This window comes from Thiorhodococcus mannitoliphagus (assembly GCF_010915725.1).
In the GTDB taxonomy this organism is placed as follows: Bacteria; Pseudomonadota; Gammaproteobacteria; order Chromatiales; family Chromatiaceae; genus Thiorhodococcus; species Thiorhodococcus mannitoliphagus.
Map to the genome: position 1 here is coordinate 25,356 of NZ_JAAIJR010000012.1, position 25,502 is coordinate 50,857.

The window sequence follows — 25,502 nt, forward strand, 5'->3', positions numbered from 1 at the left end:
CGATCAAGTGAGCACCTGAAGGTGATCCAGCAGGAGCTGCGGCGCGCGGACGCCGCGATACTCGTTGACGTCCAGCCGATAGGCGAGACGGACCCTGCCGCGCGCATTCGCCAGGTGCTCACCCAGGTTGAAGCCGATGGCGTCGATCTGCATCCCTGGCTCGGGGGCGACGCGCAACTTGAGGTGACGCTCGCCGACCAAGCGGGCGCTGAGCACCTCGAAACTGCCATCGAAGCGCGGCTCGGGGAAGCCCTTGCCCCAGGGGCCGGCCAGACGCAAAAGCTCGGCGGTCTCCAGGCTCATGAGACCGGGTGACAGCGCGCCGTCAGAGAGGATTTCGGGCTGCGGCGGGACGTCACCCAGCTGCGCGCGCACCGCCTCGACGAAGGCCTCGCGAAAGGGATCCAGGCACTCGGACCTCAAGGTCAGGCCCGCGGCCATGGCGTGTCCGCCGAAGCGCTCGACGAGGCCCGGGCAGGTCCGGTTGACTCGGTCGATGGCATCGCGCATATGCAGGCCCTCGATCGAGCGGGCCGAGCCCCGCAGTCGACCGTCTCCACCATCGGCAAAGGCGATCACCGGACGGTGATAGCGTTCGCGAATGCGTGCGGCCACGATCCCCGAGACGCCTTGGTGCCAGTCTTCGCCGAACAAACAGAGGGCCGGAGGCAAGGTCGCACCATCCAGCGAGAGAGTCTCCAGCAGAAGCTCGGCCTCGTCCTTCATGTCGTCCTCGATCTCACGGCGTCGCTTGTTGAGTTCATGGAGATGCTGTGCAATCTCCGCGGCGCGGGCCGGATCGTCGGTGAGCAGACAATCGACGCCCAGGGACATCTCCTCCAGCCGTCCCGCCGCATTCAGACGTGGCGCGACAAAGAAGCCAAGATCCGTCGCCGTGACCCGGCTCGGATCGCGCCCCGCCACCTCGAGCAGCGCAGTCACGCCAGCACAGCAACGGCCCGCGCGGATCCGCCGCAGCCCCTGCTCGACCAGGATGCGGTTGTTGCGATCCAGGGTGACGACATCGGCGACCGTCCCTAGCGCGACGAGATCCAACAGCTCAGCCAGATTGGGCTCGCGGCGGCCGCCACCCAGCCAGCCCGTCTCGCGGAGGTGGATGCGCAGGGCGACCAGCAGGTAGAAGACCACCCCGACCCCGGCCAGATGCTTGCTCGGAAACCCGCAGCCGTCCTGATTCGGATTGACGATGGCGGCCGCCGCCGGGATGCGCTCTCCGGGGAGGTGATGATCCGTGACCAGCACCGGAATGCCGAGCGCTCCAGCCCGCTCAACTGCGGACAGGCTGGAGATGCCGTTGTCGACCGTCATAATGAGGTCCGGTACCAGCGCGGCAGCCGCATCCACAACTGCTGGACTCAGACCGTAACCATTGTGGAAACGGCTCGGCACCAAAAAAGACACCTTGGCCGCACCCAAGGCCTTCAAGCCGCGCACGGCCACGGCGCTCCCGGTCGCACCGTCCGCATCATAATCGCCGACGACGAGAATATGCCCGCCGCTGCGAATCGACTCAGCGAGCAGTGCAACCGCGGCGTTCAGCCCTCGCAGCTGGGAGACGGGCTCCAGCTCGGCGAGACCAGGCGCGGGCTGATCGGAATCCGTGAGTCCGCGATTGGCATAGATAGCCTTCAGCAGCTCCGAGGGAGAAGCGGCATGGCGGCAAGCATCGTCTGAGGCGCGTCGGCGGATGTGGATAGGGGTCACTGCGTGGCTTCGAGGTTGCGGGGCTGAGGGGATGCGCTTTGCTCGCGGGTTTACAACAGCGGATGCGAGATCGGCGGAAGTCTATCCCGCATCGGCAGCCGGGACCAGTTCGAGCAGCGAATGACAATGCCGACAAGCCGCAAGGACGCAATCAAGAGATCCAGTGGGAGCGGCGCCCTCGCCGCGACGGGCGCCTGATCGCGGCGGGGCCCCGCTCCCAGGCCGCACGGCCTGCCGATGGCGTCGATTCGGAGTTCGTTCCTCGCCCCAACCGAGCGGTATTGGCTGTGACGCATTGCTCTTGATCGCACCCGGTTGGCGAATCCGATTTGACCCACCGGCAATAAGCACACTCTAATAGTGGGCTTGGTCTTCCGGTGCCCAGTCGAGCGATTTGCGCGATTGGGTTAAACGGGAAGTCCGGTGCCCGACCGCTTGGGTCGGAAGGCCGGCGCTGCCCCCGCAACGGTAGGCGAGTTAAGACGCGACAAGATGCCACTGTGATCCGTCATGGGAAGGCGTCGCGCTGGGGTACTGACCCCGCTCGTGAGCCCGGATACCGGCCGTGAGACCCGAGGCCCTTCGTCGAGCACGGCAGGGCAGGCTAACGCCCAGACGGTGCGCAGCCTGCAGGTGCGCGAGGAAGCGGCCTCTTAGCCGGGGTCGCGAGGGGCGATCTACCGCGACGCCAGCGGAGCCTCTTGCTTCGATCCTTGTGCTCGCCTGTCTCCCTCGCCGCCCCTCGTGATGCAGAACCGTGCGGGTGCGCGCGGATCACAGTTGGAGCACCTCAATGAACTATCCCCTGATGCTGGCGGCCTGCTCGCTGCCGCTGGCAGGCGCGGCCTTTGCCGAAGCGCCCGTGACGTCGCTCGAGCCCGTAGTGGTCACGGCCACGCGAACACCGCAAGCCGATTCATTGGCGTCCGTCACCGTCATCGATCGCGCCGAGATCGACCGCAGCCAGGCGCGCTCCCTGCCTGGTCTACTGCAAGGACTGCCCGGAATCACCGTTTCCCGCAACGGCGGCGCCGGTCAGAGCGCATCCATCTTTCTGCGCGGGACCAACTCGGACCACGTCTTGGTCCTGGTCGACGGCATCAAGATCGGGTCCTCGACGGCCGGGCAAACGCCCTTCGAGGATCTGCCGCTCGAAGAGATCGAGCGCATCGAGATCGTTCGCGGACCGCGCTCCAGTCTCTACGGCTCGGAGGCGATCGGCGGTGTCATCCAGATCTTCACGCGGCGCGGCGGCGGCGCCCTCAGGCCGCGGCTGCGCGTCGGCGCGGGCAGTCACGGGAGCGCGGAAGTCGCGGCAGGCATGAGCGGGGGCGGCGAACAAGCCTGGTGGAGCGCGGGCGCCAGCCTCTCCCACACGGACGGCATCAATGCCTGCGATGGACGCGCCTCACCTTTCGCCGGGTGCGGCGTCGTGCAGCCCGACCGCGATGCCTACCGCAACGTCGGAATCAGCCTGCGCGGCGGTTATGCCTTCAGCGATGCGGCCAAGCTGGATGTCCACCTGCTACGCTCGGAGAACCGGACCGATTTCGACGGCTCGGAGTACGCCGGCAACCTCTCCCGCGCCGAGCAGCAGGTGCTCGGCACCACGGCCGTCTTGCAGCCGCTGGCGCCCTGGACCCTGACGTTGACGGCCGGTCGCAGCTGGGACAAGTATCGCTCCTACTTCGAAGATCCCGACACCGGGATGGAGGCGCGCTTCGTCGACAGCTTCAACACCGAGCGCGATACCCTATCGCTGCAGAACGATCTGACCATCGGCGTGCCGCACCTGCTCACGCTCGGGCTCGACTATCAGGAAGACCGCGTCGGCGGCACCCTGGAATATACTGAGGATTCGCGCGACAACCTGGGCGTCTTCGGTCAGTATCAGGGCTACCTCGGCGCAACGGACCTCGAACTCAGCCTGCGCCAAGACGACAATCAGCAGTTCGGCGGCCACACCACGGGAAGCGCCGCCATCGGCTATCTTATCGGTCAAGAGACACGCGTCTCGCTGTCCTACGGCACGGCCTTCAAGGCACCGACCTTCAACGACCTCTATTACCCAAACTATGGCAGCCTGGACCTGGATCCTGAGCAATCCGAGAGTCTGGAACTCGGCCTCACCGGCATCCTGCCGCTAGGACAGCACGCCAGCGGCGACTGGGACGTCCACCTCTATGAAACCCGGATCAACGACCTCATCGCCTATGACGCAGCGGCAAGCGCAGTCGCCAATGTCCAAAAGGCGCTGATTCGAGGGCTGGAGGCTTCGAGCACGATCCGTTACGCCGCCTGGGTTATCCAAGCCAATGCGACCCTCTTGGATCCGGAGAACCGCTCCAAGGGTCCCAACGAAGGCAATCTCTTGCCACGCCGTCCGCAGCAGAGCGTGCGGCTGGATGTCGACCGGCAGCTCGCGCGCTGGGCCGCTGGGGCAACCCTCTACGTCGCCGGGCGCAGCTTTGACGATCTTGCCAATCGCGACCGGCTCGACGGCTATGCCTTGGTCGATTTACGTGCCGAGTACGAACTCACCGATGCCCTCAAGCTCCAAGCGCGTGTCGAAAACCTGCTCGACCAAGACTACGAGACCGCCTACCTCTACAACAGACCGGGCAGGTCTTTCTATCTGACCCTGAGCTATCAGCCAGGGAGCGGCTATTGATGGCATCATATAGGGCTCGATTATCGTTTTGTCCAAGGCTTAAGTTGAGCCTTGGTCGTCAGTTAGACCGGGTGGACGAGCGAGAGCGAAGTCCACCGAATCCCGCGCCCTTGTTGGTGGACTGCGCTGCGCCCCTCGACTCCGCTCGGGGCAAGCTTGTCCACCCGACAGAAGACGACAGGCCGTAACGATGATCGACGCCCATCATGTGTAGCGCTTCGGCAGACATCTAAGCCAGCCACCGCCGAGGTGGCCACAGACAGAGATCACCACAGAGCATGATCAGACAACGAAGAGAGCCCCCTGCCCTAGCGGCCCCAATCATGGCTGCGCTGGCCTGCCCGGACGACAGAGGCGCATCATGAGTAAAGACGTCAGCTGGGTCCACGCACCCTGCCGCGCAATCGACACCCAGGCCGCAAAAGCGGCCCGCCAACGCCAGGATCAACTGACCAAGCCACAGGGGTCGCTCGGCCGGCTGGAGGAGATGGCCATTCGCCTCGCAGGGATGCAGGGCACGGCATCCCCATCGGTCGACCCCGTGCAGATTCTGCAGTTCGTCTCCGATCACGGGGTCGCCGCCGAGGGCGTCTCCTGCTTCCCGCAGGAAGTCACCATCCAGATGCTCCACAACATCGCGCGTGGCGGCGCGGCTGTCTCGGTCATGGCAGAGGCCATCGGGGCGCGCATGGAGATCTTCGACGTCGGGATCGCCACCGATCCGGGCCCGGTCGAAGGCGTCATCTCCGCACGGCTCGGCGCGGGCAGCGGCAACATCGCACATGAAGCGGCGATGACAGAAGACCAGCTCGCCACCGCCCTCGACCTCGGACGCACGGCGGTGGAGCGGGCGCTCGACAAGGGCGCGCGCCTCATCGTCTGCGGCGAGATGGGCATCGGCAACACGACGCCCGCGACCGCCCTGTCCTGCGCCCTGCTCGGACTCAAACCGCAGGAACTGACCGGCCCCGGCACTGGGCTGAATCCAGAAGGCGTTGCGCACAAGACCCAGGTCGTCGCCAGGGCGCTGGCGCTGCACGCTGCCGCGGAGCAGTCACCCTTGGAACTGCTGCGCCGACTCGGCGGCTTCGACACCGCCGCTTCCACCGGCGCCTTCATCGCAGCGGCACAGCACGGACTGCCCATCCTGGTCGACGGCTTCATCATCAGCTCCGCAGCCCTGGCCGCGGTGCTCATCAGCCCGGACGTGCGTCACTGGATGCTCTTCTCGCACAGGTCCGCCGAGCCCGGCCATCGACGCATGATGGAGGCGCTTGACGGCGACCCTTACCTTGACCTGGGATTACGTCTCGGCGAGGCCACAGGAGCGGCTGCCGTCGTCCCCCTGCTCCGTCTCGCCTGCACCATCCATCAGAAAATGGCCACCTTCGGAGAAGCAGGTGTCAGCGAAGCTTGAACAGGTGACAGACCGCTATCTGGATCTCTTGCGCCATGGCGAGGTGGCAGGCGGCGCCTGCTTTCGCGGTCGCTCGGACGATCCCCTGAGCAACCTCGGCTGGGCACAGATGTCACAGGCCGTGGCGGATGCCCCGACCTGGACGGGCATCGTCAGCTCGCCATTGACGCGCTGCGCCGCCTTCGGCCAGTGCTTTGCAGACACCCATGGCATGCCGCTGGAGCAGATGGATGCGCTGCGCGAGCGCGACTTCGGGGCCTGGGAAGGCGTCCCCGCCCATGAGATCGCGACCGAGGATCTGACCCGCTTCTGGGAAGACCCGGCCGGTTTCACGCCGCCAGAGGCAGAGCCCTTCGACGCCTTCCGCGCGCGCGTGCTCGACGGCTGGCGGCAAATCCTCGAACGAACGGACCCGCACAGCCTCGTCATTACACACGGCGGCGTCATTCGCGTGATCCTCGCGGAGCTGCTACAGATGCCGACGTCGTCGCTGCTGCTGATCGAGGTGCCGCATGCCTGTCGCACCCGCATCCGCATCCCCGCGCCATCCGGACGTCCGAGTCTCGTCTTTCATCGCCGCAACTGAGCGACGCCGACCCGTGAGCCTTCGCCCCCTCTGGATCGCCGGACGCTTCCTCAGCCGGCTGCCATTCCCGAATCCCGGCGCGACGACCGCGCAGGACATCGGCCGCTCCGTCCCCTGGTATCCCTTCGTCGGACTTATCATGGGTGCCCTGGCGGCCCTGACCGCCATGGGCACGGGTGCGGTCGCCCCGGAGCTTGCGGCCACGCTGACGCTCATCATCTGGGTCTGGTCCACCGGGGCACTGCATCTGGATGGCCTGGCCGACAGCGCCGACGCCTGGATCGGCGGACTGGGCAGTCGCGAGCGCACGCTGGAGATCATGAAGGATCCACGCAGCGGCCCTGCAGCCGTCACCCTGATCGGGCTGGTGCTGATCGCCAAGTGGTCTGGTCTCGAGGTGCTGATCACGGCGGGCTCACCTTGGCTGCTGCTCTGGCTCCCCATGCTGGCGCGGGTGCAGCTCCTGCTGGTGCTGCTCTTCATCCCCTACGCGCGCGAGCAGGGCATGGCGGCCGCCCAAGCGCGCCAGCTGCCCCGGCAAGCGACCTGGATCGCCCTTCTGCTTGCCTTTGGCGCCTGCGTCCTCGCCACCGGATGGACCGGGCTGCTGCTGCTCACCGCAACCCTCGCCTGCTTCGCGCTCGCGCGGCGCAGCATGATGGCGCGGCTCGGCGGCTTCACGGGAGACACCGCTGGCGCCCTGGTCGAGCTGACAGAGGCCCTATTGCTCCTCATCTGTGCCGCCCTGCTTTAGCTGCCAGCTCGGCGCGGGGCGATGCGTCCAGAGCCGTCTGTGCTCCTCGCGGTCGCCGATCGGCGGCGTCATGAGACCAGACGGCCCCATCGCGAATCGAATGGCACCCATGGATGCCGTATCCAGCACACGCGCGCCCGAGGCCCGCAAGCGGCGCACGACCTCCTGCGTGGGAAAGCCGAAGGCGTTGGCATAGCCCGAGGAGACGAGCGCCCACTGCGGCGATACGGCCTGCACCAGCTCGGCCGAGGTCGATGTGCGGCTGCCGTGATGTCCGACGATGAGGACATCTGCGTCAAGCGCGTTATCCAGGCGTGCCACGAGTTCCAGCTCGACCGACCGCTCCACATCCCCCATCACCAGCAAGGCCGTGCCGGCCGTGCGAATCATCAGCACGCAGGAGGCATCGTTCCCGGTTTCTCCGTGCCCCGGCGGATGCAGGTAGCGGAAGGAAACGCCGGACCACTCCCAAGACTCACCCGCACGACAGGCCTCGGCACCAGGGATATCGAGTTCAGTCGGCTCGCCGCTTTGCGTCCGCCCAACCTCGACCGCATCCATGAGGCCCGCAGCGCCACCGGCATGATCACGGTCCGCATGGCTGAGGACTAGCCGGTCCAGGTGATGGATCCCCTGCGCACGCAGGAAGGGCGCGACGACGGTCGATCCCGTCTCGAAGCCACTCGGATAGGCCGGACCCGTGTCGTACACCAGCGTACCCGCAGCGGTCTGCACCACCAGAGACAGCCCCTGACCGACGTCGAGCAGGGTCACCCAGGCCTCGCCGGGGAGCGGATGCGCCGGGCGGACCCACAGCAGGGGGAGCAGCAAAATCCCTCCCAGCCACCGGCCGGGCAAGCCCCGTGGCGCCAGCAGAAGGATCACACCCGCACCGGCCAAGCCCCAGACCCACAGGTGGCGACTCGAAAGCGGCACCGCAGCCCAGGGTTGATGCGCCAGCCAGCCCAGACCGCGCACCGCCAGATCCAGCAGGTCGGCGGTCAGTCGGAGTGGCCATTCGAGCCCGGGGATCAGGCTCAAGAGGGTGCTGAGCAAGACCAAGGGCAGAAGCAGCAGACTGAAGAGCGGCACCGCCACCAGATTCGCCAGCGGCGCGATGACCGATGCCTTGGCGAAGAAGAGCAAGAGCAATGGCATCAAACCGAGACCAATCGCCCACTGCGCACGGCCCCAGCGGGTCCAGAGGTCCCGGCTCGGCAGGCGCTGACCGAGATTGAAGATGAGCAAGGCCACGGCACCGAAGGAAAGCCAGAAACCGTAAGACAGCACCGCTTGCGGATCCCAGAGCAAGACGCCGGCGAGCGCAACGACCAGCGCATGATAGGGCCTGAGGGTCCGGCGCCACAGGACCGCGCCCAAGACCACTGCCAGCATGATGAGCGCACGCTGTGTCGAGATGGCGAAGCCGGCCAGTCCGGCATAGAAGAGCGCGGCCAGTCCCGCCGCGATCGCAGCCGCCCGAGGCGCGGCAAGCAAGGACAGCGCCCCCGCGGAAAGCCCCCAGCCCAGGCGCGCCATAAAGAAGACGGCGGCCGCGATCAGGCCGACATGGAGCCCGGAGATCGCCATCAAGTGATTGGTGCCGGTGCGGGTGAACACCTCCCAAGTCGTGCTGTCGACACCCGAGCGCTCACCGACCGTCAAGGCTTGCACCAAACCAAGCTGTGACGACTCACCGAGGACAGCGGCAAGATGCTCGGCCAACGCCTGGCGCCAGCGCGTCAGCCAGAAACGTCCAGGTCCGGCATCCAATCGCTGCTGCTCTGGACCGCTTCTGGTGTAGCCGGTTGCGAGAATCCCAGCCTCGAAGAGCCAGCGCTCGTAGTCGAAGCCCCCCGGATTCGCAAAGCCGTGCCTCGGCTTGAGGCGCACGGGTAATCGCCACCGCGCACCGGCCTTGAGTTCGGGGCAATCTCGGTAGCAGGAGAGGCGCACCAGACCGCGAAACGGCAGCACCTCGCCGTCCAGCGTCGTCTGCTCGATCTCGAACCGGAAGCGCGTGCTGTGCGACCTTTGGACGGGAAGCGAGGCGATGCGGCCCTCGACAACGAGCGGCGCGCGCGCCAAGACATCAGGGAAGGGCTCGCAAAGTGTGAGGCAGGCATGCCACTGGGCCCAGCAGCCGCCCAACAGGATGAGAACAAGCGGACGCAGCCAGACGGCGCGCCAGGCCAGCAGCCCAAAGACGACGACCAAGCCACCACCCAACCAGGGCGGCGGCATCTCCGGCATGAGGTGGAAGCCAGCCGCACCCAGGGCAAAGGCGAGGCCCAACGTGAGAGGCTGTCTGGAAATCATCGTAGAGGCCCCTAGGATCCTTGAGGGCGCAAAATGCTCGCAGATGAGTCAAATTTCGATGAAGCGTCCGACCATCCAAGGCCGTCGGGATCGCTATCGGGATCGGAATCGCTATCGTCGGTTCGATCCCGATCCCGATCCCGATCCCGATGGCATGACTCGTCGGTCTGAGGCGAAGCCTCCCTAGGAGTTTCCAGACAGCTTCTGAGCAGAGTCACCCGATCTCTGTCAGGATCGCGTTCAGGCTGTCCCGCTCGCCAGGAGCGCCCTTTACGTCCTTTCTGAATGTCGTCCATGACAAAAATCCACGGTCAGGCCCTCGTCTGCCCTATACTCGCGCCTTCTAATTGAGCCTTAGAGCGAGCGAGCTTGTCGCGTGAAGAATTGGCTTAAAAGGGTCATACCATCCCCTAAAGCAATCCACGAGAGCCGTTACCTCGGCATCTTCGGCAAGCTTCTGCACGACCCTAACCTTTGGCACCTCAATCGGCACTCGGTTGCCGGTGCCTTCGCGGTCGGGCTCTTCGTCATGTATCTCCCACCGGTTGGGCATGTCTTCATCGCCAGCGCTCTGGCGATCTACCTGCGCGTCAACCTGCCGATTGCGGTCGCGCTGATATGGATCTCCAATCCGGTGACCATCCCGCCGATGTTCTATTTCGCCTATCTGGTGGGCAGCTGGGTGCTCGGCATCCCGTCGGTCGGGTTCAAGGTCCATTTCTGGCTAGACTGGCACAACTGGTTCGCGGTCCTGGGACCCCTGCTCCTCGGCTGCATCATCTGCGGCGCGGTCTGCTCCCTGCTCGGCTACGTGACTATCCAGATCCTCTGGCGCTGGAAGCTGATGCGCCGGATCCAAAAGCGCAAGGAGCGCTATCGGGAGCTGTCGGAATCCCGGCTGAGGACACCGTCCTCCAATCGCCAGACGTGACGCATGCGAGCGGCCAAGTCGCGATCATGGGTCACGATCACCAGACCAGTGCCGATCTCGCGATTGAGTTCCAACATCAGCTCATAGACGTCGGCGGCCGTACCGCTGTCCAGATTGCCCGTGGGCTCGTCGGCCAAGAGACAGGCTGGCCGCGTCACCAGGGCCCGAGCGACTGCCGCGCGCTGGCGCTCCCCGCCGGAGAGTTCTCCCGGCTTGTGCGTGCTGCGGTGCTCAAGTCCAACGCGCTCCAGAAGCGCCGCCGCCTCGGCCTTGGCCTTGGCCGGCGAGGTGCCGCCGATCAAGAGCGGCATGGCGACATTCTCGAGCGCGGTGAATTCCGGTAACAAATGATGGAATTGATAGACGAAGCCTAGATGGCGGTTGCGCAGCAACCCCAGCTTCGCCTCGGACAGACGGCCGATCTCCTGCCCCATCCAGCTGACCTGCCCCGCCGAAGGCCGATCGAGACCGCCGACGCAATGCAATAGCGTGCTCTTGCCCGAGCCAGAGGCCCCGACGATGGCGATGCGCGAGCCGGGGCTAACGCTAAAGCTGACCTCCTTCAGCACCTCGACGACTTGAGGCCCCTGCCGAAAGGTCTTAGCCAGACCTTGGACCTCGATGACAGGCTCCGGCTTACTCATAGCGCAAGGCCTCCGCCGGCTGCGTCTTAGCGGCGCGCCATGCTGGATAGAGGGTGGCCAGCACCGACATCACAAAGGCCCCGCCGCCGATCGCGAGGACATCCGAGAGGTGCACGTCAGAGGGCAGCGCACTGATGTAATAGATGTTCGGATCGAGGAAATGAATGCCGAAGACCTGCTCAATGGCCCCGACCACGGGTTCGACATTAAATGCCAGTAACACGCCCACGATCATGCCGAGGAGGGTTCCGATCAGGCCGATCGCGGTCCCTTGAACCATGAAGATGCCCATGACGCGCGCCGGCGAGACGCCCAGGGTGCGCATCACCGCGATATCCGATTGCTTGTCCGTGACGACCATCACCAGGGTCGAGACGATATTGAAGGCCGCAACGGCGACGATGAGGAAGAGGATGATGCCCATCATCCGCTTCTCCATGGCCAGGGCGCTGAAGAAATTGGCGTGAACCTGGGTCCAGTCCACCAGCCGGTAGACACCGCCGAGGTCATAGGCAATCTCGCGCGCGAGTCGCGGCGCCTCCCACATGTCGTCCAGCTTGAGCCGCACCCCGGAGACCGCGTCGCCCAGGCTCAGCAGCTTGGCGGCATCATGCATCTCGATGAAGGCGGCGTTGCGGTCGTAATCCGCCATGCCGACCGCAAAGATGCCGCTCACCGTGAAGCGCTTGAGCCGCGGCATGATACCCACGGGCGTCGCACTCACCCGAGGCGTCACCACCGTAACCTTGTCGCCCTGCCCCACCCCAAGGAAAGCAGCCAGATCACGGCCCAGGATGATATTGAAGGCACCCTCGACCAGGTCGTCGACCGAGCCGCGAACCATCTCCTGGCGCAGCTCGGCCACATCGTCCTCCTCCTTGGGGACGATGCCCCGAATCAGCGCGCCGCTGACCTGGGAGCCATTGACCAGCATCCCCTGCACCTCAACGAAAGGCGCGGCACCCACGACGTCCTCGTGCGCACGGACCTGCTCCAAGACCTCGGGCCAGTTCGCCATTCCGCCATAGGGGTCGGTCAGCGTAGCGTGTGAGGCCATGCTGAGGATGCGTTGCTGGATCTCCTTGTGAAAGCCGTTCATGACCGAGAGCACCACGATCAGGGCGACGATGCCCAGGGTGATCCCGACCATGGAGGTTCCGGAAATGAAGGAGATGAAGTGGTTTCGGCGCTTCGCTCGCGTGTAGCGCAGGCCGATATAGAGAGGGAGGGGATGATACATAGGCGCGGCATTTAATCACAAAGTAAGAGGACTTGCGCAACCGGCGCGTGAACGTCCGAATGAGATCGCGCAAGGCCATGCGCGACGGCTGTTCGGGCTGAGACAACGGCATCGCCGAAAAGGCTCCTGCCACCGCAGATCACAGAGCGGCTAGAATCCAGGCATTCGCCCGCAGCCATCGAGAACCGACCTATGCACCGCCTTCCCGCCGAGTGGGAGCCCCAGAGCGGGGTCATGCTGACCTGGCCACACGCAGAGACGGATTGGGCCGATCAGCTCGATCGCGTCGAGGCGCTCTATGCCGATCTCGCCGCCATGATCATGGGCTACGAAACCCTGCTCATCGTCTGTCGCGACAGCGCACAGGCCGAACAGGTGCGAGCATGCGTGCTCGCGCAGCGCACGGAGCCAGCCAGATTGCGCATCGCCATCGCGGCCAATAATGACACCTGGGCCCGCGACCATGGCCCCATCACGGTGCTCGGCCGGGACGGCGCACCGACGCTGCTCGACTTCCATTTCAATGGCTGGGGTGGCAAGTTCGCCGCCGAACTCGACACCCAGATCACAGCACAGCTCCATCAGTCGGGCCTCTTCGGCCAGATCGCCCGCGAGGCGATCGACCTGGTGCTGGAAGGCGGAGCCATTGAGACCGACGGCCAAGGCACCCTGCTGGCAGTGAAGCGCACCCTGGTCGATCCGCTGCGCAACCCTGGCCTATCGCGCCTTGAGATCGAGCAGAAGCTGGCGGCGCGACTGGGCATCCGCCACTTCCTATGGCTCGAGCACGGAGCCATCAGCGGCGACGACACGGATGGCCACATCGATACCCTGGCGCGTTTCTGCGACGCCAACACCATCTGCCACGCCCGATGCGAGGATCCAAGCGACGCGGACTATGCCGAACTCAAGGCCATGGAGGAAGAGCTTCAGGCGCTGCGTGACATCCAAGGTCGACCCTATCGACTGGTCGCGCTGCCAACGCCGAAACCGCTCTTGGGTGCGGACGGCGAGCGCCTGCCCGCCGGCTACGCCAACTTTCTCATCATCAACGGGGCTGTCATCCTGCCCATCTATGGCGATCCGGCAGACGCGCAGGCCAAAGCCATCCTCGCCGACCTCTTTGCCGACCGTGAGATCCTGACCCTCGACTGCACACCCCTGGTTCGCCAGGGCGGAAGCCTACACTGCATCACCATGCAACTTCCCCAGGGCACGCTGAGCGCCCCGCACTGAAGCGGCGCGTGCCAACCATCCGGAGAAACGGCCCATGACCAAGCACTGCCGAAGCCTCTTGCTGCTCCTCACCCTGCCCCTCTCAATCTGCGCGCAAGCGGATGAGGATGCCGACACCCTCTATCAAGTCTCCACCATCGATGCCTTGCTCGCCGGGGTCTACCAAGGCGTCGCCGAGATCGCGGATGTCCTGCCCCACGGAGACTTCGGGCTCGGCACCTTCGAGGCGCTCGACGGCGAGCTGATCCTGCTCGACGGCATCATCTACCAAGCGGCGGCCAGCGGTGAGGTCAAGGAGATGCCACCCGCGACCCGCACGCCCTTCATCAGCGTCACCCACTTCGCGGCCGACCAGCGCCTGAGTCCACCGCCGGATCAGAACTACGAGACCTTCAAGACCTGGCTCGAGACACGGCTCCCCAGCCGCAATATCGCCTACGCCATTCGCGTAGACGGCGACTTCAAGAGCGTGACCTACCGCAGCGTGCCGCGGCAAGAACAACCCTACCCGCCCCTGCTCGAGGCATCGAAGCAACAACGCGTCTTCCAGCAAGCGCAGATCACGGGGACCTTGATCGGCTTCTGGTGTCCTGCTTTCACCAAGGGCGTGAATGTGCCCGGGTTCCACCTGCACTTTCTCTCCGACGACCGCAGGCACGCCGGCCATGTGCTAGATTTCGATCTGACCAAGGGCGAGCTTGAGATCGACCTGACCAACGGCTGGGAGATCATGCTGCCCATGAGCCCGCCCTTCCTCGAGACCGACCTAGGCGAGGACCGCAGCGCCGCCCTCCACAGTGTCGAGCAGCATAAGTCAACCCCTTAGAAAGCGTCCATCAACAACTTCCCTCCTTTCGCAAAGGGGGGCTGGGGGGGGGGGATTTGGGGCGGCATCGCTCGCATCGGGAAACAATTGATGGACACTTTCTTAGGTCAGCGATGCCCACAACGGATGCCTGGCGATGCTCGCACCCGTTTGGGCCACGCGGCCCAGCTGATCCCGACCTCGGTCAACTCTGAATCACAATGGGATACAAGCTACCCTGCAAACCTGGCAAACTTGGCGCGCAAGCCGGAACGGGGAAGCGCTGATGCTTCGCATTTCCCGTCCGGGCCATGGAGGGTGCAGCATTTTCGAGCATCAAGAACTCTTGAAAATGGAGCGACTCGGAAACCGCGTTTCCGAGTCGCGTGCTGAGTTGAATGCCAGGAAGGCATCCAGTCAGCGTCTCGACAGACCAGCGGTGACCTCATGGAGAACTGCGACGGCCCTGGGCTCGGCGCCGTCGCAGGGGACCCAGTGCTGCGGCACTCGGCATCCCTAAGCCTCGGCAGCCTGATGGCATCGAGGCCTAAACACATGCATGTGTCGTGAGAAGCGCCGCGCTTAAGCCAGCGCTCCGTCCGCCGCCGGCCGCTCCACCACTACTGAGGCCAATGTCCGCATGAGCGACCCAGTCAAGTACTTGCTCGACGAGCAGCAACTCCCCCGTTTCTGGTACAACATCAACGCCGACCTGCCGAAGCCGCTGGACCCCTTCCTGCACCCCGGCACGCAGCAGCCCATCACCCCGGACGAGCTTAGCGTCATCTTTCCCCGCGCTGTCATCGAGCAAGAGGTCAGCACCGAGCGCGAGATCGAGATCCCACAGCCGGTGCGCGAGGTGCTGCGTCAATGGCGCCCCTCGCCGCTTTACCGCGCCCGACGGCTCGAACAAGCGCTCAAGACCCCGGCCAAGATCTTTTACAAATACGAAGGCGTCAGCCCAGCCGGCAGCCACAAGGCCAATACCGCCATCGCCCAGGCCTTCTACAACAAGGCGGAAGGCGTCAAACGCATCACCACCGAGACCGGCGCGGGCCAGTGGGGATCCTCTCTCGCCATGGCCGGCTCCATGTTCGGGCTCGAGATCCTGGTCTACATGGTCAAGGTCAGCTACAACCAGAAGCCCTACCGCCGGGCCTTCATGGAGACCTTCGGCGCCCAATGCATCGCGAGCCCAAGCGACACCACCGAGTCGGGCCGCGCCATCCTTGCCGAGCACCCCGACAGCAGCGGCAGCCTGGGCATCGCCATCAGTGAAGCAGTCGAGCTGGCCGCCCAGCGCGATGACACCAAGTACGCCCTCGGCAGCGTGCTCAATCACGTCCTGCTCCACCAGACGGTGATTGGTCTGGAGGCGCAGAAGCAATTGGAGATGGCGGATGCCTATCCAGACATGGTGATCGGCTGCACCGGCGGCGGCAGCAATTTCGGAGGCATTGCCTTTCCCTTCCTCGGCGAGCAGCTACGCGGCGGACGCGAGGTGGAATGCATCGCCGTCGAGCCCACCGCCTGTCCGACGCTGACCAAGGGGCTCTTTGCCTACGACTTCGGCGATACCGCGCATCTCACGCCCCTGTGCAAGATGCACACGCTGGGCTCGACCTTCGTCCCGCCGGGCTTCCATGCCGGCGGTCTGCGCTATCACGGCATGGCGCCGCAGGTTAGTCACCTGGCCAAGCTCGGCTTCATCAAGCCGCGCTCCTACAACCAGCTCGAGTGCTTCGCGGCCGGCGTTCAGTTTGCCAAAGCCGAGGGCATCATCCCCGCACCCGAGGCCAACCACGCGGTGCGCGCGGTGATCCACGAGGCCGAGAAGTGCCGCGAGTCGGGTCAGAGCAAGAGCATCCTCTTCAACCTCAGCGGTCACGGGAACTTCGACATGCAGGCCTACACCGACTATTTCGGCGACAAGCTCAAGGATCTCGAATACGCCGAGAACGAGGTCGCCATGGCGCTCTCCGGTCTGCCGTCCATCGGCTAAGCCGATTCCCGTCAACAAGCGCGCGGCAAGGAGGTTTCGGATGCGACACACCAGGCTCGCAAGAACGCAGGGACGCGTTGCGCTTGTCGTCGTCCCTTGGTTGGCCGCCTTCTGGCTCCCGCTGGCGGCACTCTCAGAGGACAGCCCGCGGGAGCGCGAAGAAGCCGTCGACGCCGAGCCAGCGCCACCGCCGCAAACCCCAGATCAGCTCCACGAGAAGATCGAGATGCTCCAGTCCCGCGTCCAGGGAATGGAAGGCAAGCTCAGGGATTCCGCCCTGGCGCGCAAGACCGCCGACCAGGCCCGCATGGAGGCCGAGCGACGCCTAGCCGAAGGCAGCCAGGCGCTCGAGCAGATGCGCGACGAACTCACGGCCACGCATGACCGTCAAGCCGAACTCGAGCAAGCGCTATCCGACCAGCGGGGATTGGTAGAGCGACTTGCGGCGGAACTCGAGCACGAGCGTAAGCAGAATGCCGCCCTCACGGCGCGGGTCGAGACCTTGGCCGCTCAACTTCCACACACGGACGGCGGCAACTTGACCGAAGAAGCGGCAAAGGAAGCCTCAGCCGAGGCCTTCCTCGCGCTGAAACGGCAGATCGACCGTCCTGGCGCCGACGCCGAGCCCACCGGGGTCAAGAGCCGCGCCGAAGCCGAAGACCTGCTGCGCAAACGCCAGCTCAAGCTCGCCCGCGTGACCGACGCACTCAGCGTCTACCGGGTCAGAGAGCGCGACAACCTCGGCCTCATCAGCAACCGCTTCTACGGCAACAGCAATCAATGGCGCCGGCTGTTCCAAGCCAACCGCCATCTACTCGACAACCCGGACCAGCTCACGCCTGGGATGACGATCGTCATTCCCTAGAAAGCGTCCATCAACAACTCCCCCCTTTCGTAAAGGGGGGCGGGGAGATTGCGGGCGGCATGGCTCGCATCGGGCAACAATTGATGGGCACTTTCTTAGTGGGCTTGACGATGGGCAAGAGGGCCAAGAAGAGGACAGCTGCACTGACCGGCCGATGAAATCCACACCACCTTGTCCGCTGCGAAAACACTCAATACGACGAGCGAGGCGCCGACATGAGTACCGCCTACGACCAGGACTTCTTTACCTGGACCCAGGAGCAAGCCGCCTATCTCAAGCAAGGCCGCCTTGATTTGCTGGACCTGGAACATCTGGCCGAGGAGGTCGCCGACATGGGGAAATCCGAACAGCGCCACCTGGCCCAGCGGCTCGCCGTCCTCATCGGGCATCTGCTCAAGCTCCAGATTCAGGTCGATCGCACCCGCACCAATGAAAAAAGCTGGCGCAACACCATCACGACCCAGCGCAGATCGCTAGCGCGTCATTTGGCGCAAAACCCTGGACTCAAAAACCCGGCTCAGATGGCGAAAGCCTTGGAAAGCGGATGGGATGACGGTCGCGATCTAGCCATCCGCGAGACCGGCCTCGATCCCGATCTGTTTCCCGAGGACAACCCCTATCACCTGGAACAACTGCTCGACCCCGAATGCTGGCCACTGGCAGCCCCTGAATAAGAAAGGGGACATAAGAAACTCGATTTTGGCCATTTTTCCTGGCCGGTAACGAATTTAAGATCAGTGGCTTACAAGGTGTTGAAAAATTAGGGAGGGGTCAAGTTCCGGCGTTCGGGCTTCCCGACCCTCTCTAATTTTCCGGTCCCATGATATTTCAGGCAGGTAGCGCCACTGAATCCAGGTGCCGGCAAAGAGTTCATCGAAGCGCTCCGCCCAGTGCGCGTCGTATTAGCACTCCATCACCGACTGCAATAGACTCTTGCCGAAGCGGCGCGGGCGAATCAGAAATAAGAAGCGTCCGGCCTGCTCCAGTAACGGCAGATAACGGGTTTTGTCGACATAGTATTCATGCCCCTCGCGCAGCTTGATGAAATCCGCCACACCATAGGGGATGCGCCAGGGTTGGTCGATTGCGCTCATGCTCGCCGTGCTCCGTATCGCCCCATCGGTTCAAGACAGGATATCAATGCGCGTGGCTCGACGGCGGCTTTTCGGCCCTGATCATGGATTGGTCCAACCGCGCGATCGCGGCGGGGCGCCGCTCCCGCGTCGAAGCGCATTAGCTCGGGACGGCTCGCGGTGCTGGCTGCTTTATCCCGTCAAGGCGGCGAAGACCGCCGGCAAGCGCTCGGGTAGCCGCTCGACCTGATCGACGATGGAATAGCCGTTCTCGCCGAAGATGCGCGCGACGTAGCGGTCGGCATCCGGGTCTAGGGTCAGGCAGTAGGTGTGGATGCCGCGCATGCGCAGGTCCTCGACCGCCTTCTTGGCATCGTGCCGGAGGTATTGCGGGTCGCGCTCGTCGATGTCGGCGGGCTCGCCGTCGGTGACGAGCAGGACCAGGCGCTTTTGGGCGGGCTGCTGGGTCAGGTGCCAACCGGCATGGCGGAGCGCGGCGCCCATGCGGGTGGAGAGTCCGCCTTTCATGCCGGCCATGCGTGACTTGGCGTCGTCGTCGTAGGGCTGATTGAAGTCCTTGAAACGGTAGTATTGGACGTCGTGCCGGCCGTCGGAGGCGAAGCCGTGGACGGCGAAGTTGTCGCCGATGGAGTCGATGGCCCAGGCGAGCAGGCCGGTGGACTCGCGCGTGAGATCCAGAATGCTCGGGGCTTCTTCGTAACCCGGCTCGCCTTCCTTGAAACCGATCTTCTCGTTGGTCGACTGCGACAGGTCCATGAGCACGACGATGGAGAGATCACGGACATGGCGTGTGATGCGAATGTTGATGCGCGGGTCGGGCATCACGCCGCGACGGATGTCGATCATGGCGCGCACGGCGGCGTTGAGGTCGAGCTCTTCGCCTTCCTCGTAGCCGCGGCGACGGACGATCCCCTGGGGCTGGAGTGCGTCGATCAGGTGGCGGATGCGGCTCGCAACCGGCTTGTGCTTGGTGAGGATCTCATCCATTGCCTCCGGATCACCGCGGCCCTGGCGCCGCTCGAGGATGGTCGCCCAATCGGGGCGATAGAGCTGCACGTGATAGTCCCATTCCTGATAATGGTAGGGCTCTGAGACCGGCTCTTTGCCTTCCAGCTCATTGATGGTGCAGGCTTCCTGGTCGAGCCAGAACTCGGTCGAGAGGGTCCAGATCTCCTGAGCGTCGTCGCCGGCCAGCTCGCAGTCCAGCTCGTTGACCATCTCCATGACGCTGACATTGCGCCGCACCTGCTGCTGGGAGGCCGGCAGGTAGTCCATGCCGCGCGTGACGAAGAGGTTTTCGTCGAAGTACCAAATGTAGTCGTTGTCGTCGCGATAGGGGATTGGCGAGTCTTCGAGGACGCGCATGCTGGGAATGGCGGCAATCTGGACGGCGCGGTTGTAGAAGTCGACACCGGCGTTCCAGCTGATCTGATTGTCATCTCCCCGCTCCGCCAGCGCTGCGCGAAAGGCGGTGGCCGACTCATCGATGAGCGCTTCGCTGTCTTGGTAATCCTCGTCGAGCAGGGCGCGGGCGAGCCGCAGCATCAGATCGACCAGCGGGTGGAGCTGGACCGTCTCGCCGGCATCAGGCGGAGCGGTGAAGAACTGGAGCCAAAGCTTCTTCATGCCCGGGAACTCGCGGATGGCGAGCGCCTCGACGCGGGCATCTTCGAACAGCTCGACGAAGATGCGCTGGACCGGGTTGAGCTGCTCGGCGCTGAGGGGCTGCGTCGTGTAGACCATGTGCGCGGCACAGTGGGCCGCAGCGGCGCGATAGAGTTCCATGCCCGAGATGCCGCGCCAGGCGTCGAAGGCATCCGGCAGGTGGATCTGGAAGTCTTCGATGAAGGGCTTGAGCCCAGTGCGCGACTCGTAGTCACCTGAGGTCGGTCGCATGAAGAAGGCGCGCCCCCAGAGCGCGCGCAGATAGAAGTTGAGCTTGCGCTGGTTGTCGACGAAGAGGGTGCCGCGCCGCTCCTTCTGGAGCACTGCACGCGAGGATTCGGTCTTGAGGCCAAAGTAGGCCAGCTGCCCATCAAGGTCTCGGGCATGTGCCTGCGCACCCCAGAGCGCCCAGCGGCGCAGACCGCCGAGGGTGAGCTTGGAGAGCAGCTCGTCCATGTTCTCCATCATGGGGCGCAGTCCGCGCGGGGCTTTGCCGGCGAGCTGATGGAGCAGGTTCAGGTAGCCGCGCATCACCTCGAAATCGCCGAGCCGGCTCGCGGCGAGCGGCATATTGGCCATCATCAGGGTGATGACAGTACCCGAGGTATGGGAGGAGAGCTTCATCAGGGCGCTGACGATATCCGGGATGATGTCCTCGCCGACCTCCTTGACCACGCCCGGCATCTCTTGGACATAGGTCATCACCAGATCCGCCCCCTTGTTGAGGGTGCACATGGCCTTGATGCCGGTCAGGTAGTGGTCGAGCCCCTGAGGGGACATGACACGGGCGGCCTCTTGGTAGCTCGACTCCAGCGCCTGAGCGTGCGCGTGCTCTGGGTCGGCTTTGAGGCAAGAGAGAAATTCGCTGAAGTCGATGCTCATGATTGCTTGAACCGCAAAGGCGCAAAGGGCGCAAAGATTTTCACTGGGAGAGGATCACGCGCTGGATACCCTGTCGAAGTGCCTGGACCTTGAAATTGATCAAGAGACCAAGCGGACGTTTGAGTGTCTTGAGATACGAGAGCAACTGAGCCTTATGGACCGGCAGCAGCGTATCGACTGCCTTCAGTTCAACAACCAAGACGCCGCCCACCAACAAATCCAGCCTACCCTCGCCAACGTGAACACCCTTAGTATTCGACCGCCACTTCAACCTGGCGCCGATACTCGATCCCACGACCTTGAAGCTCGACCGCCAAGGCTGCCTCATAGACGCTCTCGAGAAATCCAGGCCCAAGATACCGATGCACCTCGATCGCAGCACCGATGGTCGCATGCGCCAATTCTTCGATCTCCCGATTCGGCTCCTTCCTAGACCTCAATTCCCTTTGCGTCCTTAGCGCCTTTGCGGTTCAAAACTCCTCAGAAATAGGTATTCACCGCCGCGTCCAGGGTATCGCGCATATCCGGATCGTCCGTGAGCGGGCCGACCAGGGCCATCTGCGCGGCGGATTGCGGGTCGACGCCCTTGGAGATGAGCTGGGCGGCGTAGACGAGCAAGCGGGTCGACATGCCTTCGTCCAGGCCATGACCCTTGAGGTTGCGGCTGCGGTGGGCGATCTGCACCAGCTTCTCGGCGACCGACTTATCCACCCCACCCTCATGGGCGATGATCTCGGACTCGATCTCGGCCGTCGGGTAGTCGAAGTCCAGGGCGCCGAAGCGCTGCTTGGTGGACTGCTTCAGATCCTTCATGAGGCTCTGATAGCCAGGGTTGTAGGAGATGACGATCTGGAAATCGGGATGCGCCTCGACCAGCTCGCCTTTCTTCTCCAGCGGCAGCGTGCGGCGGTGGTCGGTCAGCGGATGGATGACGACCGTGGTGTCTTGGCGGGCCTCGACGACCTCATCGAGATAACAGATGGCACCGACGCGGGCGGCGACGGTGAGCGGACCGTCTTGCCATTTGGTGCCGTTGATGTCGAGCAGGAAGCGGCCGACCAGGTCGGAGGCGGTCATATCCTCGTTACAAGCGACGGTGATCAGCGGCTTGCGCAGCTTCCAGGCCATGTACTCGACGAAGCGGGTCTTACCGCACCCGGTCGGTCCCTTGAGCATGACCGGCATGCGCGCGTCATAGGCCGCCTCGTACATGGCGACTTCGTTTTGAACAGGGCAGTAGTAGGGCTCTTGCTGGACCAGATATTGGTCGCGATCGATGTCTGACATGAGTGCGGTCCTTTCTCAAGACGCGGCATGTGCGCTGATTGGGTAATGGCCTCGGTCGCCAGGCCGCTCGCTTTCATGCTGCGCGGTCGCAGGGTTGACAAGCTTGCCCCGAGCGGAGTCGAGGGATGCGGTGGACTTGGCTGTTGCGCGTCCACCCTAGTGGCTGTGAATTCTGCGCTCCGGGCAAAACAAAGCCCCTGCCCCCTCATTCAGGAAGCAGGGGCTCTGAATTCCCAGGTCCTAGGGCCAGTCTTAGACCGGCTTGCCGCGGAAGACCACCATGGCCGCGCCCTGTGACTGGGCGTAGTTGTCATAGCCGATCAAGCGCACGTGGTTGTTGGGATGCGCCTTGTGGCAGGCCTCGGCCTCGGCGAGGATGGTCTCGACGTCGGTCTCGCCGAACATCGGCAGCTTCCACATATACCAGTAGTGGTCGAAAGCATTCTCCGGCTCGGTGTGCTCGATCGCCGGGTTCCAGCCCTTGTTGACGATGTACTCGACCTGCTTGCGGATCCGCGCGTCTTCCATCGCCGGCAGGTAGGAGAAGGTCTCGAACTTACGGCTGTTCACGTCCTCGAGACTGGATTGATAGTCCTGCATGTCACTCATTTGATCTGTACTCCGGTTGTTCTGGGCTCGCTCGCCAGCCAAGCGGCTGGCGGCTGAAGGCTAGAAGCTGGCGGCTTGGGGGCGCGCCATGTCGAGCCTATCGACGGTGTCGTTTGAATCCGCGCTCACACCATCACTTGTGAGCGACATCCAACTTGTCCACCGTATCGAACTCGAACTTGATCTCTTTCCAGGTCTCCATGGCAGCCTTGAGTTCTGGGCTGGAGGCTGCGGCCTTAGTGAGGACGTCTTTGCCTTCCTTCTCAATGGCAACACCCTGGTTGCGTGCCTCGACGCAGGCCTCGAGTGCGACGCGGTTGGCTGCGGCGCCCGCCGCGTTGCCCCAAGGATGACCCAGGGTACCGCCGCCGAACTGCAGCACGGCGTCGTCGCCGAAGATGGTCACCAGCGCCGGCATGTGCCAGACGTGGATACCGCCGGAGGCGACCGCGAAGGCGCCGGGCATGGAGCCCCAATCCTGATCGAAGAAGATGCCGCGGCTGCGGTCTTCCTTGACGTAGGACTCACGCAGCAGGTCGATCCAGCCCAGGGTCGCCTCGCGGTCGCCTTCCAGCTTGCCGACCACGGTGCCGGTGTGCAGATGGTCGCCGCCCGACAGACGCAGGATCTTGGTCAAGACACGGAAGTGGATACCGTGGTGCGGGTTGCGGTCGAGCACGGCGTGCATGGCGCGGTGGATGTGCAGCAGCACACCGTTGTCACGGCACCACTGCGCCAGCCCGGTGTTCGCGGTGAAGCCGCCGGTGATGTAGTCGTGCATGATGATGGGTGCGCCGATCTCTTTGGCGTACTCGGCACGCTTGTACATCTCCTCGGGCGTCGGCGCGGTGACGTTCAGGTAGTGACCCTTGCGCTCGCCAGTCTCGCGCTCGGCCTTGTCGATGGCGTCCATGACGAAGTCGAAGCGTTGACGCCAGCGCATGAAGGGCTGCGAGTTGATGTTCTCGTCGTCCTTGGTGAAGTCGAGACCGCCGCGCAGACACTCGTAGACCGCGCGACCGTAGTTCTTCGCCGAGAGGCCGAGCTTCGGCTTGATGGTGCAGCCGAGCATCGGACGGCCGTACTTGTTCATGATGTCGCGCTCGACCTGGATGCCGTGCGGCGGGCCATTGCAGGTCATGACATAGGCGATGGGGAAGCGAACGTCTTCCAGACGCAGGGCGCGCACGGCCTTGAAGCCGAAGACGTTGCCGACCAGCGAGGTGAAGACGTTGACCACCGAGCCCTCTTCGAAGAGGTCGATCGGGTAGGCGATGAAGGCGTAGTAACAGCTGTCGTCACCAGGAACGTCCTCGATGGCGTAGGCGCGGCCCTTATAGTAGTCGAGGTCGGTCAGAAGGTCGGTCCAGACCGTGGTCCAGGTACCGGTGGAGGATTCGGCAGCGACAGCGGCCGCAGCTTCTTCACGCGGCACACCAGGCTGGGGAGTAATCTTGAAGCACGCCAGAATGTCGGTGTCCTTGGGCGTGTAGTTAGGCATCCAGTAGGTCTCGCGGTACTCTTTTACGCCCGCGCTGTAAGTCTTCGCCATTCTGAATCCTCCGAGAAGATTGAGTTCTGTGGTGATTGTTGGCTTGAGCTGCCGATCCGCTCGCGCCTGTCATCTGTAGCTTCGGCTGCCCCGCGTGCGGCCTGAAACCTGGGGCGAGATTATTAGCGAGAAACCACATAAATTCTACTAAATATTGCTTATGAGAAATATAACTCATAGCTTATGATAAATGCGTCCCATCGCCTGGCGGCCGGCGTCGGGATGTCATCAACCTGGGCCGCGAGATTCCAAGAAGCGTCATGCATATTTCATTGCGCCAGCTGCGGGTGTTCGAGGCGGTCGCCCAAAACCATAGCTATACGCGTGCGGCAGAGGAGCTTCATCTCAGTCAGCCCGCCGTTTCGATGCAGGTGAAGCAGTTGGAGGACGAGGTCGGCCTCCCCCTCTTCGAGCGCCTTGGCAAAAAGGTCGTGCCCACCGAGGCTGGTCGTGAGCTGTACCACTACAGCCGCGCCATCAACCGCTCACTGGCTGAGCTGGAAGATGTCATGGAGTCGCTCAAGGGCATCAACCGCGGCAGTCTGCGCCTCGCGGTCGCCAGCACGGTCAACTATTTCGCCCCGCGCCTCTTGGCCGTCTTCCAGCAGCGCCACCCAGGCATCGGACTGCGCCTCGACGTGACCAATCGCGAGATGCTGGTGCAGATGCTCGACAGCAACTCGGTGGACCTGGTGCTCATGGGTGTCCCGCCGAAGAACGTCGACGTCGAAGCCGAGGCCTTCATGGACAATCCGCTCGTCGTGGTCGCCCCGCCCGATCACCCCCTTGCGAATGAGCGCAATATCCTCACCAAGCGGTTGTCGGACGAGGTCTTCGTGATGCGCGAGGAAGGCTCCGGAACCCGCAAGGCGATGGAGCGTTTCTTCGCCGAGCGCGGCGTCGAGATCCGCCACGGCATGCAGATGACCCGCAACGAGGCGGTAAAACAGGCGGTGCGTTCGGGCCTCGGACTCAGCGTGGTGTCCCTGCACACCATCGAACTCGAACTCGAAACCCGGCGCCTGGTGATCCTGGACGTCGAGGGCTTCCCGGACCGCCGCCAGTGGTACCTCGTCTACAGACGCGGCAAGCGCCTATCCCCTGCTGCGAGCGCCTTCCGCGACTTCGTGCGGGCGGAGGCGGCCAGAATCGCCGCCCCGATCGCCGTGGGCTAGGCCCGCGCTGCCTTGGCTCGATCTTGACCCCGCGCCGGGATGC

At 64.0% G+C, this 25,502-nt stretch carries 22 protein-coding genes and 1 riboswitch; of the genes, 11 read left to right on the forward strand and 11 right to left on the reverse strand.

Annotated elements, in window-relative coordinates; translation table 11 throughout:
- Nucleotides 1-3: 3 nt before the first annotated feature.
- The gene (gene recJ, locus G3480_RS04620; RefSeq protein ID WP_164652501.1) at nt 4-1,725 is read right to left on the reverse strand and encodes a single-stranded-DNA-specific exonuclease RecJ; all 1,722 of its coding nucleotides are present in this window, start codon (nt 1,723-1,725) and stop codon (nt 4-6) included.
- Nucleotides 1,726-2,083: 358 nt separating this feature from the next.
- A riboswitch (cobalamin riboswitch) is annotated at nt 2,084-2,307 on the forward strand.
- A 211-nt stretch (nt 2,308-2,518) separates the two neighbouring features.
- Between recJ and btuB the strand changes: the two genes are divergently transcribed.
- The 4 genes from btuB (at nt 2,519) to G3480_RS04640 (ending at nt 7,153) form a co-directional block, all read left to right on the forward strand.
- Nucleotides 2,519-4,396 carry a TonB-dependent vitamin B12 receptor gene (btuB, locus tag G3480_RS04625; RefSeq protein ID WP_164652502.1) on the forward strand — a complete coding sequence of 626 codons (1,878 nt, stop codon included), beginning with the start codon at nt 2,519-2,521 and terminating at the stop codon, nt 4,394-4,396.
- Between the two features lie 361 nt (nt 4,397-4,757).
- Complete coding sequence (cobT, locus tag G3480_RS04630; protein ID WP_164652503.1) at nt 4,758-5,813, forward strand: nicotinate-nucleotide--dimethylbenzimidazole phosphoribosyltransferase; 1,056 nt, start codon at nt 4,758-4,760, stop codon at nt 5,811-5,813.
- Nucleotides 5,797-6,399 carry a histidine phosphatase family protein gene (locus G3480_RS04635; RefSeq protein WP_338114060.1) on the forward strand — a complete coding sequence of 201 codons (603 nt, stop codon included), beginning with the start codon at nt 5,797-5,799 and terminating at the stop codon, nt 6,397-6,399. The genes cobT and G3480_RS04635 overlap by 17 nt, the downstream gene beginning before the upstream one ends.
- A gap of 13 nt (nt 6,400-6,412) precedes the next feature.
- Nucleotides 6,413-7,153, forward strand: coding sequence for an adenosylcobinamide-GDP ribazoletransferase (locus G3480_RS04640; RefSeq protein WP_338114061.1), 741 nt, complete (start codon nt 6,413-6,415; stop codon nt 7,151-7,153).
- Here G3480_RS04640 and G3480_RS04645 read toward each other — a convergent pair.
- Complete coding sequence (locus tag G3480_RS04645; RefSeq protein ID WP_164652505.1) at nt 7,121-9,472, reverse strand: DNA internalization-related competence protein ComEC/Rec2; 2,352 nt, start codon at nt 9,470-9,472, stop codon at nt 7,121-7,123. The genes G3480_RS04640 and G3480_RS04645 overlap by 33 nt on opposite strands.
- 376 nt (nt 9,473-9,848) lie before the next feature.
- Here G3480_RS04645 and G3480_RS04650 point away from each other — a divergent pair, with 376 nt between their 5' ends.
- Nucleotides 9,849-10,403 (forward strand): DUF2062 domain-containing protein, encoded by a 555-nt coding sequence (locus tag G3480_RS04650; protein ID WP_164652506.1) that lies wholly within the window; start codon nt 9,849-9,851, stop codon nt 10,401-10,403.
- On the opposite strand, the gene lolD is transcribed toward G3480_RS04650, so the two are convergent.
- The gene (gene lolD, locus G3480_RS04655; RefSeq protein WP_164652507.1) at nt 10,346-11,047 is read right to left on the reverse strand and encodes a lipoprotein-releasing ABC transporter ATP-binding protein LolD; all 702 of its coding nucleotides are present in this window, start codon (nt 11,045-11,047) and stop codon (nt 10,346-10,348) included. The genes G3480_RS04650 and lolD overlap by 58 nt on opposite strands.
- A complete protein-coding gene (locus G3480_RS04660) occupies nt 11,040-12,287 on the reverse strand; it encodes a lipoprotein-releasing ABC transporter permease subunit (protein WP_164652508.1) in 1,248 nt (415 codons plus the stop codon). Before G3480_RS04660 ends, lolD begins: the two co-directional genes overlap by 8 nt.
- Before the next feature lie 192 nt (nt 12,288-12,479).
- Between G3480_RS04660 and G3480_RS04665 the strand changes: the two genes are divergently transcribed.
- The 5 genes from G3480_RS04665 (at nt 12,480) to G3480_RS04685 (ending at nt 17,869) form a co-directional block, all read left to right on the forward strand.
- Entirely contained in the window at nt 12,480-13,523 is a 1,044-nt protein-coding gene (locus tag G3480_RS04665) for an agmatine deiminase family protein (protein ID WP_164652509.1), read from the forward strand.
- 34 nt (nt 13,524-13,557) lie between these two features.
- Nucleotides 13,558-14,349 (forward strand): acetolactate decarboxylase, encoded by a 792-nt coding sequence (budA, locus tag G3480_RS04670; protein WP_164652510.1) that lies wholly within the window; start codon nt 13,558-13,560, stop codon nt 14,347-14,349.
- 619 nt (nt 14,350-14,968) lie between these two features.
- Nucleotides 14,969-16,330, forward strand: coding sequence for a TrpB-like pyridoxal phosphate-dependent enzyme (locus G3480_RS04675; RefSeq protein WP_164652511.1), 1,362 nt, complete (start codon nt 14,969-14,971; stop codon nt 16,328-16,330).
- 40 nt (nt 16,331-16,370) lie between these two features.
- Nucleotides 16,371-17,195, forward strand: a complete 825-nt coding sequence (locus tag G3480_RS04680) for a LysM peptidoglycan-binding domain-containing protein (RefSeq protein ID WP_164652512.1) — start codon at nt 16,371-16,373, stop codon at nt 17,193-17,195.
- Nucleotides 17,196-17,410: 215 nt separating this feature from the next.
- Nucleotides 17,411-17,869 carry a DUF29 domain-containing protein gene (locus G3480_RS04685; RefSeq protein WP_164652513.1) on the forward strand — a complete coding sequence of 153 codons (459 nt, stop codon included), beginning with the start codon at nt 17,411-17,413 and terminating at the stop codon, nt 17,867-17,869.
- Between the two features lie 228 nt (nt 17,870-18,097).
- On the opposite strand, the gene G3480_RS04690 is transcribed toward G3480_RS04685, so the two are convergent.
- The 7 genes from G3480_RS04690 to G3480_RS04715 form a co-directional block, all read right to left on the reverse strand.
- Nucleotides 18,098-18,289, reverse strand: a complete 192-nt coding sequence (locus G3480_RS04690) for an AAA family ATPase (RefSeq protein ID WP_164652514.1) — start codon at nt 18,287-18,289, stop codon at nt 18,098-18,100.
- 171 nt (nt 18,290-18,460) lie between these two features.
- A complete protein-coding gene (locus G3480_RS04695) occupies nt 18,461-20,836 on the reverse strand; it encodes a nitric oxide reductase activation protein NorD (protein WP_164652515.1) in 2,376 nt (791 codons plus the stop codon).
- 40 nt (nt 20,837-20,876) lie between these two features.
- Nucleotides 20,877-21,035 carry a GxxExxY protein gene (locus tag G3480_RS29215; RefSeq protein ID WP_338114063.1) on the reverse strand — a complete coding sequence of 53 codons (159 nt, stop codon included), beginning with the start codon at nt 21,033-21,035 and terminating at the stop codon, nt 20,877-20,879.
- A gap of 49 nt (nt 21,036-21,084) precedes the next feature.
- Nucleotides 21,085-21,276, reverse strand: a complete 192-nt coding sequence (locus G3480_RS29220; protein WP_338114064.1) for a GxxExxY protein — start codon at nt 21,274-21,276, stop codon at nt 21,085-21,087.
- A gap of 40 nt (nt 21,277-21,316) precedes the next feature.
- Nucleotides 21,317-22,123 carry a CbbQ/NirQ/NorQ/GpvN family protein gene (locus tag G3480_RS04705; RefSeq protein WP_164652516.1) on the reverse strand — a complete coding sequence of 269 codons (807 nt, stop codon included), beginning with the start codon at nt 22,121-22,123 and terminating at the stop codon, nt 21,317-21,319.
- Between the two features lie 252 nt (nt 22,124-22,375).
- Complete coding sequence (locus G3480_RS04710) at nt 22,376-22,732, reverse strand: ribulose bisphosphate carboxylase small subunit (protein ID WP_164652517.1); 357 nt, start codon at nt 22,730-22,732, stop codon at nt 22,376-22,378.
- A 133-nt stretch (nt 22,733-22,865) separates the two neighbouring features.
- The gene (locus G3480_RS04715; protein WP_164652518.1) at nt 22,866-24,284 is read right to left on the reverse strand and encodes a form I ribulose bisphosphate carboxylase large subunit; all 1,419 of its coding nucleotides are present in this window, start codon (nt 24,282-24,284) and stop codon (nt 22,866-22,868) included.
- Nucleotides 24,285-24,544: 260 nt separating this feature from the next.
- Between G3480_RS04715 and G3480_RS04720 the strand changes: the two genes are divergently transcribed.
- Nucleotides 24,545-25,459 (forward strand): LysR family transcriptional regulator, encoded by a 915-nt coding sequence (locus G3480_RS04720; RefSeq protein ID WP_164652519.1) that lies wholly within the window; start codon nt 24,545-24,547, stop codon nt 25,457-25,459.
- Nucleotides 25,460-25,502 lie beyond the last annotated feature (43 nt).